The organism is Kiloniella laminariae, from assembly GCF_027214005.1.
GTDB lineage: Bacteria > Pseudomonadota > Alphaproteobacteria > Kiloniellales > Kiloniellaceae > Kiloniella > Kiloniella laminariae_A.
The window spans coordinates 1-11,727 of record NZ_JAPWGY010000020.1 but is presented as its reverse complement, the minus strand read 5'-3'; the positions used below and the strand labels follow the sequence as shown (position 1 = coordinate 11,727).

16 protein-coding genes are annotated in these 11,727 nt (G+C 40.8%); 14 read left to right on the top strand and 2 right to left on the bottom strand.

Annotated features, from left to right (window positions below; all coding sequences use genetic code 11):
- Positions 1-368 precede the first annotated feature (368 nt).
- The 14 genes from O4H49_RS20330 to O4H49_RS20265 all read left to right on the top strand — a co-directional run bounded on the left by O4H49_RS20330 (position 369) and on the right by O4H49_RS20265 (position 10,358).
- Positions 369-863, top strand: a complete 495-nt coding sequence (locus O4H49_RS20330) for a J domain-containing protein (protein WP_269425266.1) — start codon at positions 369-371, stop codon at positions 861-863.
- Positions 864-1,421: a hypothetical protein gene (locus O4H49_RS20325; RefSeq protein WP_269425265.1), complete on the top strand. Its 558-nt coding sequence runs from the start codon at positions 864-866 to the stop codon at positions 1,419-1,421.
- 90 nt (positions 1,422-1,511) lie between these two features.
- A complete protein-coding gene (locus O4H49_RS20320; RefSeq protein WP_269425264.1) occupies positions 1,512-1,874 on the top strand; it encodes a type II toxin-antitoxin system RelE/ParE family toxin in 363 nt (120 codons plus the stop codon).
- A 1-nt stretch (position 1,875) separates the two neighbouring features.
- Positions 1,876-2,157 (top strand): helix-turn-helix domain-containing protein, encoded by a 282-nt coding sequence (locus O4H49_RS20315; RefSeq protein ID WP_269425263.1) that lies wholly within the window; start codon positions 1,876-1,878, stop codon positions 2,155-2,157.
- Positions 2,154-2,669: a thermonuclease family protein gene (locus O4H49_RS20310; RefSeq protein ID WP_269425262.1), complete on the top strand. Its 516-nt coding sequence runs from the start codon at positions 2,154-2,156 to the stop codon at positions 2,667-2,669. The genes O4H49_RS20315 and O4H49_RS20310 overlap by 4 nt, the downstream gene beginning before the upstream one ends.
- Positions 2,670-3,583: 914 nt before the next feature.
- Positions 3,584-3,898 (top strand): hypothetical protein, encoded by a 315-nt coding sequence (locus O4H49_RS20305; protein ID WP_269425261.1) that lies wholly within the window; start codon positions 3,584-3,586, stop codon positions 3,896-3,898.
- Between the two features lie 137 nt (positions 3,899-4,035).
- Positions 4,036-4,614 (top strand): recombinase family protein, encoded by a 579-nt coding sequence (locus O4H49_RS20300; protein WP_269425260.1) that lies wholly within the window; start codon positions 4,036-4,038, stop codon positions 4,612-4,614.
- 3 nt (positions 4,615-4,617) lie between these two features.
- Positions 4,618-4,911 carry a hypothetical protein gene (locus tag O4H49_RS20295; RefSeq protein WP_269425259.1) on the top strand — a complete coding sequence of 98 codons (294 nt, stop codon included), beginning with the start codon at positions 4,618-4,620 and terminating at the stop codon, positions 4,909-4,911.
- 96 nt (positions 4,912-5,007) lie between these two features.
- Positions 5,008-5,667, top strand: coding sequence for an AAA family ATPase (locus O4H49_RS20290; RefSeq protein ID WP_269425258.1), 660 nt, complete (start codon positions 5,008-5,010; stop codon positions 5,665-5,667).
- Positions 5,658-5,933: a hypothetical protein gene (locus O4H49_RS20285; protein WP_269425257.1), complete on the top strand. Its 276-nt coding sequence runs from the start codon at positions 5,658-5,660 to the stop codon at positions 5,931-5,933. The genes O4H49_RS20290 and O4H49_RS20285 overlap by 10 nt, the downstream gene beginning before the upstream one ends.
- A 1,068-nt stretch (positions 5,934-7,001) precedes the next feature.
- Complete coding sequence (gene mobC, locus O4H49_RS20280; protein ID WP_269425256.1) at positions 7,002-7,337, top strand: plasmid mobilization relaxosome protein MobC; 336 nt, start codon at positions 7,002-7,004, stop codon at positions 7,335-7,337.
- A 4-nt stretch (positions 7,338-7,341) separates the two neighbouring features.
- The gene (locus O4H49_RS20275; RefSeq protein ID WP_269425255.1) at positions 7,342-8,994 is read left to right on the top strand and encodes a relaxase/mobilization nuclease domain-containing protein; all 1,653 of its coding nucleotides are present in this window, start codon (positions 7,342-7,344) and stop codon (positions 8,992-8,994) included.
- 12 nt (positions 8,995-9,006) lie between these two features.
- The gene (locus O4H49_RS20270) at positions 9,007-9,426 is read left to right on the top strand and encodes a hypothetical protein (protein WP_269425253.1); all 420 of its coding nucleotides are present in this window, start codon (positions 9,007-9,009) and stop codon (positions 9,424-9,426) included.
- Positions 9,426-10,358, top strand: coding sequence for a hypothetical protein (locus O4H49_RS20265; RefSeq protein ID WP_269425252.1), 933 nt, complete (start codon positions 9,426-9,428; stop codon positions 10,356-10,358). Before O4H49_RS20270 ends, O4H49_RS20265 begins: the two co-directional genes overlap by 1 nt.
- Positions 10,359-10,672: 314 nt before the next feature.
- Here O4H49_RS20265 and O4H49_RS20260 read toward each other — a convergent pair whose 3' ends face one another.
- Both O4H49_RS20260 and O4H49_RS20255 read right to left on the bottom strand, forming a co-directional pair.
- Complete coding sequence (locus tag O4H49_RS20260; protein ID WP_269425251.1) at positions 10,673-11,332, bottom strand: DNA adenine methylase; 660 nt, start codon at positions 11,330-11,332, stop codon at positions 10,673-10,675.
- Between the two features lie 38 nt (positions 11,333-11,370).
- A complete protein-coding gene (locus O4H49_RS20255) occupies positions 11,371-11,559 on the bottom strand; it encodes a hypothetical protein (RefSeq protein WP_269425250.1) in 189 nt (62 codons plus the stop codon).
- Between the last annotated feature and the right edge of the window lie 168 nt (positions 11,560-11,727).

The following is an 11,727-nucleotide window of genomic DNA, read 5'->3' as shown; positions in this document are numbered from 1 at the left end:
TCACACAATAGCTGCCGGCTGCGTCACAGATCATCAACCTGGTCAGTCACGCTTTATTACCTGGACACGTCACAGATGGAATTATTAGCATAGATAGAATGCTTTTCCGGCCCATGGCCTTATTGCGCCAGGGCGCAGTTAGGCGGTCTTACCGCCCTTGATCAAGACCCCCCTGTCGGGTTGCCGCCCTATGGGCGTCACTCCGGGGGCGGTATCCCCCCTTTTCCCTCGCGTTGCTCAGTGCAAAGCGGGTGATCCCCCTCCGCCCCCTTCGGATCTTGATCAATTCCTTGCCGCTCAGTCACCGCTTTGCTTGTTCCGGTTTCATGTTGAAACCGAACAGAACAATTAAAGAAAGGCTTTAAAAAATGAAAAAATCAGACGCAGCAGCAATTCTTGATTTATCCGGTCAAATCACTCCTGAGATTGTTAAAAAAGCCTTTCGTATGGCTGCAAAAAAATACCACCCGGATTTAAACCCGGCAGGGGCTGACATGATGCAAGTTGTGAATGCGGCCTATGCAGAGCTTAAAGATTTTACAGGTTCTATTGATGAAGAAAACGCAGGTTATCCAGAAATTTTAAACACTGCACTAAATGCAATTTTTGGGCTTGATGGGCTTGAAATTGAAGTATGTGGGGCTTGGGTTTGGGTTGGTGGCCAGACACGAAAACATAAGGATGTTTTAAAAGGAGCTGGTTTTAGGTATGCCAGCAAAAAAATAAAATGGTATTTCCGCCCCGCTGATTGGAAGAGTAAAAGCCGAGGTGCTTTTTCTATGGACGAAATCCGCGACCAGTACGGCAGCACAAAACCAAACTATAGCAACAAGCGCCCTGCCCTGTTTCAAGAGTATGCATAAATGAGCGATCAGGTTAGAGAACGCCTTTATATTTTGGCTGAAGATATCGCGCCTTATATTACCGGGGCTTGGATTTTCAACAAAATCATGACCGAAAAAAAACCGGGATATAGCCACATTGTTATTTTATCAAACAAGGAAGACCGGAATCAAAACATTGAACTTTGCTCTAATGTTTGGGGGCATAAAGGCCGGATTGTTATAAAGGGGATATTGCCTAATCAATATGGTTCTAAGGCAAGGATTACCGTAAACCCGGCTCGAAGTGGAAAAAATATCGCTGGTGATATTAATAGGCGTCTACTCCCTGATTATAAGCTAGAAATTCTTGATGCTCATGTAATCAAAGAAAAAAAATCCCGTGAAGAAACGGAATTTAACCAAAAAATCAATTTATTAAAAAAAGTAACAAGCAACCTTTCGCAGAGAAATTCTAGAGAATATTCTTTCAACAGAGGAGTTTTGCAAATGTATCCGGGAAGTGACACCGTTTATCTTAATTTAAATCTGTCTTTCGATGAGGCTATAAAAGTGTTGTGTTTATTAAATAATAAATAATAAATAATAAATAATAAATAATAAATAATAACATACTTTTTTTAGTACATTTCCCTTGTCATGTCGTACCTTTTTTAGTATGGTTGTTGTATGGAAAACAAAACAAAAATTCTCAAGGCAATATTTTTTCGGACAGCAAATGGTGCTGAACCTGTTCGAGAACAGATATTAGATCTTTTACCGGACGAGAGAAAAATCGTAGGTACTGATATTATGGCCGTTGAATTTGGTTGGCCTGTTGGGTTGCCCGTTTGTCGTCCAATGTCAGGCGGATTGTTTGAAGTAAGGTCAAATATTAATAAACGTATATTCCGGGTATTATTTTCTATTGATAGCCCTGATATGATTTTACTTCATGCGTTTATAAAAAAAACGCAAAAAACACCGCCACAAGATCTTAAATTAGCTAAAGATCGTTGGAAAATGTACCAAGAAATGAAGAAAGGTTATTAAAATGGAAAATATTCACCGGGGATCTTCTTTTGATGATTTTCTCGCAGAAGATGGGATCTTGGAGGAAGTTACGGAACTTGCTGCAAAACGCGTCATAGCGCTGTCGGTTGCGCGTTCGATGGCAGAGCAAAAAATATCAAAGGCCGAACTTGCTCGGCGTATGAATACAAGCCCTAATCAGGTCTATAGGGTTCTTAATGAAACTGATACAGGCATCAGTCTTCACACGATTATGCAAGCGGCTAAGGCTACAGGTAGCCGGGTGCGGATTACCATAGAATGATGTTTAAAGCTTCCGGCGTCCTAAATGTGCCTTGTAAAACAAGCCACTGGCGCTTTCGCGCCCCATGTCCTGATCATATCAGGCCATATTTAGGAATTAGTATTTCATATTTATTATTTATTATTTATTATTTCTTTTCCTCTCCGGCTTTCGCAGATTCAAAGCTTTCTGGTGCTGTCACTCATGTTAGGGACGGCGACACAATCGAAGTCCTCTCTGTCCCTATACGCTTGCAAGGTCTTCATGCCCCAGAACTCGGAACTGTTGCGGGTGATGAAGCATCCTCTTTTATGAGGGACCTTCTAAAAGGACAGGTTGTTGATTGCTCTTTATCCGGTCATAAATCCTATGATCGTCAGATAGGCGTTTGTTGGTTGAATGGTCATGATCTTGCAGAAATTATTATTGGTGCTGGCTTGGCGCGTGACTGCCCCCGTTATTCGAAAGGCCGATATAAAAAGTTTGAAACGGATACTGTGAAAAACTGGCCGTTACCAAAGTATTGTAATTAGCTCTGTTTTTTTCAGGATGCCCCAAAGGGGTCCCTGCTCTATTTCGCTAGGCTCGATACCTCGCCAAGCTACACCAAGCCCTCAAGAGGTCTTGTCCCATACGGGTGACGATCAGCATAGATAGAATGCTTTTCCGGCCCATGGCCTTATTGCGCCAGGGCGCAGTTAGGCGGTCTTACCGCCCTTGATCAAGACCCCCCTGTCGGGTTGCCGCCCTATGGGCGTCACTCCGGGGGCGGTATCCCCCCTTTTCCCTCGCGTTGCTCAGTGCAAAGCGGGTGATCCCCCTCCGCCCCCTTCGGATCTTGATCAATTCCTTGCCGCTCAGTCACCGCTTTGCTTGTTCCGGTTTCATGTTGAAACCGAACAGAACAATTAAAGAAAGGCTTTAAAAAATGAAAAGTATATCTCAGGCTGAAATTGACCACATCGTCACTCGGATCTGTGCCTGTTTATTGTGGGATGGTTTTGATAAGGACCGGGGGCATACGGATGCAGAATTGTTTGATTATTTGAGTTATTCCCTAAACTGGGGGGGCAGTTGTGGGCCTAATCAGATTGCATATTGTTATAATGGAAACGGGTTAAGAATATGGGCGCATACGACTGTTGAAAAATCCGGTCACTTAATATGTTCCGGTCTTGAAACCGTTAAACGCGCTAGGCGGATTTATAATATATCTGACCCATCAAACTCTCAAATTTCTTTGTTTTAATATTTCATAAATAGGAAATAATAATTATGTGTTGCGAAATAACGCTTTGGATCAGGGCCTTTTCGTATAGCTTCTTTATTCCTGTAAGCTTTTGTTATGTGGCTATTTTTTTTGAAATAATAGGATAATTTTATCATATTTATGTTTTCATATTTATTATTTATGATATAATAATTCATATAAACAGAAGGATTTGCTATGTACTGCGTTTCGGAATTTCCTGATTTTGTCCTTGATATCGAATTGCCTGATGGATTTACGGATTGCTCATTTCGGGGGGAGCCTTGCCCTTGTTTTGGTAAAGAACTTCCTGATGGGTCAATTCTTCGATTGATCGTTGATTATGCAGAAGTATCACGCCGTGATTTTCCAGAAACCCCCCGGTTTTGTTGTGAGTATTGGTCGGGAGCAGTTGAGGCAGGTGTAGCACAAGCTTTTGTGCAATCAGATGACTGGAATCATATTCTGAATTGGATCAAGTTCATGGAACGCTGGGGGGGGGTGGTTTATTAATCGTGCAGGGCGCGTTGCATAAGGGATCGTTTGTGCAACGTTCCACAGAATTAGTATTCCTTGACGATATTATGTTGCATAACCCTGTTGCATATATATCGTTGCATAAGTAAATATTCAACATTGAGATATGCAACATGAAAATAGGCTATGCCAGAGTTTCAACGCCGGAACAAAATCTATCTTCTCAGATCAAGATTTTGAAAGAGGCTGGTTGCGAAAAAATATTCACAGATCAACTATCTGCTGTTCGGGTTGTACGACCTGGACTTGATCAGGCTTTGAATATCTCTCGACCCGGTGATGTTCTTGTCGTTTCAAAACTTGATCGATTAGGAAGGCGAACCGTTGACCTTTTGGATTTTGTGAAGGTTTTGGAAGATAAAGGCGTGAGCCTTGAATCAATTAGTGATGGTATTGATCCATCTTCTGCCATGGGTCGAGCAATGTTTACTATAGCGTCGGTTTTTGCCGAACTGGAACGCGATCTAATCTTAGAACGCACACACGCCGGAATTTCGGCAGCCAAGGCAAACGGCGTTAAATTTGGTCCGCCAGAAAAGCTATCTGATGAACAAGTAAAAGCTGCATCCCGGCTTTTAAAAACCGCAGATGATAACGGTGAATTTCCTTCTATGTCTTCGATAGCACAAGTTTTCAATGTTGATAAATCGACATTATCGCGGAGACTTAAAAAGCTAGATGCAGGGGCTTGAGTTATGGATTATTGGACCCTTGGCGCGCTTGTTGATGCTGATCAAGTTTTGAGCTGTTGTTGTCTGGCGTGTGGTCATAAAAATCACCTTGATCCACAAGTTCTACTAGATGGGCCAAAGTATACGCCGTTTGTTTATGTTTTTGATATCAGATCAAGAATAAAGTGCCGTCAATGTGGGCAAAAGGATATTCATATTCTGTTACAGGATAGGGTTTCTTTGGGGTGCTGGAACCCAGACCCTGCGCAGTGGGATCAGGTTGATGTTGAACATTTAAATCCAGATTACTGTGCATAATTCATAAATAATAATTCATAAATATGAAAAATTAATATTGCAAAATTGGCCATATGAAATATTATTTATTATATAATAAATAGGAAATATGAAAACATGGATACGGATAAAAAGGTTGTCGTCGTGGGGTCTAATAAAGGTGGGTCAGGGAAGACTACGACAGCAACAAATCTTGCTGTTGCTCTTGCATCTTTGGGCCGTGATGTTTGTTTAGTTGATGCTGATCCTCAAAGGTCAAGTTCGCGCTGGAACGCTGATCGAGAAGAGGCTGGACACCTTCCTGCTTTAACCGTTCTTGAAAAAACCGGAAACCTTCAATCTGCGTTATCATCTTTACGAGATAGATTTGATTTTGTGATTGTGGACGTGCCAGGGCGAAATTCAAGAGAGTTGATCACAGGTGCGGCAGTGGCTGATGTTCTACTGGCTCCACATCAAGCGTCACAACTAGACCTTGATACTCTCGAAGAGCTTCAGGAACAGATTCAAAAAATCACTGATTTGAACCCTAAGCTAATAACCTACGTTTATCACGCGATGGCCTCGACAAATCCGTCTGTCATCGATGCAGAGCGTCGAGATTTTATTTCCTTCGTTTCCTCTTTCCCGGAGTTCAAACCTTTAAACGCCGTTGGCTATCACCGTAAAATTTACCGCGATGCTATACCTCAAGGTGTTTCAGTTGTTGAGCTTGATAATCAAAAAGCAAGCGATGAAATCAAAACTTTGCTACAGGAGATTTTTCAATGGCAATAAAAACAAGAACGTCAAAACCGTCTAACAAATCTGTTGATGAACTGGCCGATAAGTTGGCAGATAAGCCCTATGGTAAAGTCAGCACATCATCATATGACAAGAGTTCGTATGTTCGAAGAACAATCACGTTGCCGCCTGAAATGTCAGAGACTTTAGAAGATTATACCCGTGATAATAAAAGGGCAGGGCTTGAGCCAAAGACAATGACAGGTTTGGTTGAATTGGCGCTTCGCGAGTATATGACCCGTCATAAAATTATTGGTTGAGGTTTTCTTATGCTTGATAAATCACACTCAGTTAAACTTTTGCCATTCTTTGGTTGGGCTATATTTGTTTGTTATATGCCATTTGGTTTCTTTTTTCGTGAAACGGCATGGCACGATAATATGCTTACTTTAGTATTGTTTTTGGTGGCTAGTTCGTTCTTGTCTTTTCCCATTTTTTACATGCTTGGCGTTAGGTATATGTCATTTGTATTTTGGATTAATATTCCTATGTTAGCCTTTATATATGGAATGTTTATGTATTTTACATTTTGGCTGGTTCATCGTGATTTTTTATTTAACGGCCCGACCTTATCAAAGGTGACATTATTTTTTGATGATATGTTTTTCTATCTTGTAAATCTTTTCTAATTAACTTTTGTACTCACCGATTTTTTTAGGCCCGGAAATATCCGGGCCTTTTTTTATCTTTGATTATATGGGTTCAAGTTATTGATAAACCTTGGCATTTAAAAACAGAAAGACGCCGCTTGGTTTCAGCGTCTATCCTGGACATGCTGGCAATGGTCGGTGGTGATGTTCAAGGCGCAAGTTATTGTAAAAACCTTGCAATTTCTCAGAATAGAAAAGTCGTAAGCAAGGTGGGAGTGGGAAAGATACCGGGCAACAGATGACTCATTTCATCAACAGATTTATTAGACGTATTTTATGTTGTTTTTGTTTATAATTTGTCGCTATTTACTGTATATTTTTATTCAACTTTTCTTCACAAATATATTTTTTGGGCTGTGCTGTTAGTTTGGTTGTATTGTCGTATTTGTGCGGCTTGATTTCCCCCGTTTTGTTTAATGTGCTGGTCCTTTTCATCCTTTTCTAGCTTTGTGCAAGGCTCTTTTTGGTCGGTTGTAAACTGTGCCAATCCTATGATTTCTATGCTTTCTGCTAAATAACTGTATTTGCATGTTGAAAGTCTGTTAGATATAATTTTAGACTATATGCAGGATACGCATTTTGTATTACAAAATGCATGACTAGCGTCATCCTGTTCTACGAAGTACCCCGACTTGTCGGGGGAGGCGCGGTTTTACCGCTCATATTTTTGAGGTCGTTTTGCACGTAAATTTCAGGATCAAAGACAAGAGACTTATTGAGTATCTGGAGCGTCTTGAAGAAAAAGAGGGGCGGGGCGCTAAAAGCCGTTTCATAAATGAAGCGCTTTTATCGCACCTTGGGAGGCCACCTATCCCGGATGATATGCGCCAGGATTTGAAAACATTGCTACGTCAAATTACAGGGATAGCCACAAACATAAACCAGATTGCCTACCGATCAAATCTACGCACCGCAACCGCATTACCAACCATCGAACAGTTATTAGCGGTTCGAGATACGCTTAAAACACACGAAAAACCTCTGCGCTCTATGCTGAAAAAATGGGGCAAATAAACTAATGAGAAACCCTTGGGAAGAACGGCTTAGATCACCTAAAAGCAGGGCTGCATTCACACCAACAAGTGACGTGAAAAAGAGCACAAGGAGCCGGGAGGTTGTAGTTAAGGCTGTTTCATACTCCAAGACGGTAAAGGGTGTTTCTGCTGTAATTCATTATATTGCGAAACACGGCGGTAAAGATGATCTTGGCGTTTTTGAGCAGGATGGAACACCAATTGATAAAGATAAGATTTTTGAACATATTCAAGATTGGGATCTTCTGACAGATCGAGAAAATTTTTCAAAAAAGTTCCGGGATGCTTCGACTGCTGAAAAGCGAGAAATGCCTGATGCTGATAAATTTTACCGGAGGCAATCAGTTCATAAGGTAATCAGCTTTCCTGTTTCGCATAGCCAGGTTTCAGACGACCAATTACACGCGATAACACAAGATTACCTTAAGCCATTTACAAGTGAAGGCCATAGAGCCGTTTACGCTATTCATCGTCATCAAGCGCGCCCTCATGTGCACATTGTTATGACAACTGAGGGCATTGATAGCACTCTCAGGCTGCAACGTGAGCAGCTTAATAGACTGCGGCTCCACGCTAAGGAAATTGCCCTTGAACATGGTGTTGAAGTTGAAGCGACAAGACGTCTTGATCGACCTAAGATTATTGAAAATATTGTGACCAACGTAAAACAGAAGAAGCAGATTCAGGAACTTAACAAGCTCAAGAAGCAAGCAGCGCGTGAAGATATCTCACCAATGCAGAAATCCGTTATCACTAAACAGATATCTCATTTCAATGAGGTTGTGGCTTCAGAAGCAAAAGAAAGCTTAAGATTAAAACATGATTATTTTGCTGCGAAAATAAAATCACCAGATCTTTTATCTCGTCAATCACCTATCTGGTATCAGCGTAATGGTGTTGAGGCTCAAGCCCGGATTTTAGGGCGTCCCAAAAGTGAGTTTGGGGTTTCTGATATTAAGCTACAACCTGTAAAGTTGCCAAAGCTTGGCCAGAGTTCAGCAATAAAGCTCAAGCAATTTGTTGATTTGAAATATCATGACCCATCTAAAGCAAGGCAATCATTTTTGGAAATGGCCGCCGAGAAACCTAAAACTGCGTTTTGGTATGCGAATAATCGGCCTGAGATCTTTGGTTCTACTATTGATGTACCAGCAAATATATCACAAAGAGATGTAAGACTTTCAAAATCATGGCGGGATCAAGCAATTTCTCGTCTGGAAGCAGCAACACATAAAGAACCTCATTTGATTGAAATTGTTTCTCAAGATAATGCAATTTTGCATAAAAATCGGGTGAACAAGGCTGTTGCCCAACAGGTCAATCGTGATCTTGATTTTGTAAACAAAAAAACGGCTCTTGTTGATCCAGTTAAAGAAAAACTTCCTGATCCTGTCGCGAAGGCAGAAAAGAAGAAAATCAATATTGCGGATAAAGCAAAGGCTCTTTTTGGTGTGTTTAAAGCGAAAGAGCCAGAAGGGGTTAAACCAATTCAGCAAATTAAAGCAAAAGAGCCAGAGAAGGTAAAACCAACTCAGCAAATTAAAGCCAAAGAGCCTGTTCAGGCGAAAGATATTGCACGTTCAATGAAGTCCAGCCAGGGCCTTAAGAAAGGCAAAGATCGTGGACGAGAAAAATAAGGTATTCCGATTATGTTTTTTAAATTATGCGCATTTGTATTCTGTCTATTTTTGGTTATTGATCCAGCTTTTGCAGATCAAAATAAGTTCGTTTTCAGTGGTGCGATAACGAGCCAAATAAGGAAAAATGTAGAACCGCATTTGGATGCGTTTCCAACTCATGAATGTGATTTTTCTATTGTTCCATTGTGTGAAATTAGGACTTCTGTCGGGCGACTTGAAATCTCCTATACTGAATCATCAACCAGTTTTCAAATCGCACTTAAACCATATTTCCAAGCAGTTCCGTATCATAAACCAATCCCGTATTCAGATTTGCAAAATGGGGTTGTGCTTACTCAACCGGAATGGACTGAGGAGAAAAGTGATCGCACTCTTTTTAAGAAATACAAAATACTAAAGCTACACTTGTCTATTGGGAGTGTTGAATAATGGACGAGTGCATTGTTGGGGATGTATTTTATGGGCTTGATAGCGTTACAACACAACTCGCAAAAGCCTCTTTGGAGGCCCTTGGTTATAGCCTTTCATCTTTGATTGGGGCTTGGGCTGCTGTTTATATGGCTTGGAGGCTTATCAACGCCATTGGTGGGCGCTTTGATCCCCAGACAAATTTTATGGATATAGCTTCTTACATATTTATTTTGATGTTGGTATCAGCAGTTTTGGCAGGAGGGGCGGCTACTGATTTTTGGTGGCCAATTTTTGACTTTCTTAAAAATTTGGGGCCTTGGGCTGGTACAAAAATTTTGGAAGTTACTGGTAGTGTTGAGGTTAAAAGTACAGGTATTGGTGGGTTGCTATGCGCCACTGAATTAGTTTTCCTTGATCATATATTTGGTCAGCTATTTGCTATGGCCGATGATATAGATATTTGGGCGAAACTGTCTGTTATTGTTGGTGTGGTATTGTTGTGCATACCTTTTATGGTGTTGGTTTGGACAATGATTAAGTCCGTTATCGGCTCATATTTTAAGATTATGGGGATTGGGATATTATCACCATTTATGATTGCGGCATTGGCTGATAAAAGTACGCGACCAATTTTTATTGCAGGTTTGAAGATTATGCTTACTTCTGCATTGGAGCTGTTTTTAGCGGCTGCGGCAGCGTCTGCCGTACTAATAATTATGTCAGGAATTTTCGATTTAACAGAGTCAGCCCCAGAGAGCGGGGCTAATGTTATCTTTAGTAAGGAGTATTGGCAGCTATTGCTTACGGGAGTATTGCTTATGTTCCTTTATCATAAATTGATTGAAGTTGCAGGTATGGCCTTACAGGTCTTTGGAGAAACTGCTGATAAGGGTATTTCCGCTAAAAAGATTGGTTCTTTTGGGTTATCTATCGCAAAGAAAGTGGTCTAAACCGATGTTATTCATCATGCTACTTGAGCGAATTATCGATGATATTTTAGCTCTTCTGCCCGGTGGTAAAACGGTTTCCAAACCTCCACCGCCCGAACTTTCTCATAGTGAGGTTTCGTTTAACCAAGTGAATGAACAGAAAGTGGATTTGAGTAGAGGAACAGATCATTCCAGAAGCGATATAGAACGCGACCGTTAATTTTAGAACCGGGCTTTAACAGCCCGGTTCTATTTTTTTGGTCACAGAATTGTCGGTCGTCGGGTCACAAGAAAGCTTTGGATTAAAATTTCCGATAATTTTCAAATCCTCATTATTATATTTGATTACCGAAGGCGGTATCTATTACGTCAAGCAGGGCGTATTTTTCGTGATCATCCATTTTGGATAGGCGTTCAATCCATCTTTTCTTTTTTCTAGTTATTCTTTGCCTTTCGGTGAAATTTTCACCAAGGAAACTATAATCGTGTAATCGGGTAGGTTTGTCGTAATTATACCAAACAGTTTCTGTTCTCTGACCGCCTCTAGTCATTGCTTGAAATTGGAAATTGTTCCAGTTTCCTAATTCAGTGGCGTAAAGTTCTGACCAGTATCCAGAAATTATAATTTTTGCTGGAATTTTTTTTATGACACGGAGTAAATCGAGATGGTCTTTGTCAGTCATCTCGTGTTCATAAATTTTTTTGTTCGTTCGAGTGCTTAATACATATGGTGGATCGAGGTATACCAACTCGTTGCCTTGCCATTGGTATTTTGAAAGCCATTCAATCGTATTGACCTGAAAGATTTGAGCATCCCAATCTTGGTTGACGACAGTATCAGATAAATCTAGTCCAATATTTTTTTGAGCAGGTTTTTTTGTCTTTAAAATTATACCGCTTCCAAGAAAGCCTTCTATGTAGGTTTTGTGTGGCGGCATTATATTGATGATCTTTTGATAGACACCTGCACCACCTTTACCGCCAGGGTAACTCATGTGCTTTTTACCTGTAATATCTATGAAAGGGTAAGTGTTTACGGCTCTTCACCAGATACCCAATTAGATATTCGACGTTCAAACGGGTATGCTAGTAGCGCAAACCCGGCTGCTGGTTGCCAATAACCAGCTCCCATGCAGATGCTGGCAAAAATCAGCGGAACAAGCATTAGGTACATGTACATTCTAACATCTTTTTTTGATAACTTTACTTTGCTCTCTTGCATTATTTCCACTCCCTTCAATACGCTATTTAGCGATTATAATTTACTGTTTGAGCATAGACATAAATGTCTATGGGAGCAAGGTGTAGGGCTCCTGCAGCATAGATATTTTTGTCTATGTTGGTCATGTTGCTATCGAGCATAGACATAAATGTCTATGGGTCCTGGAAG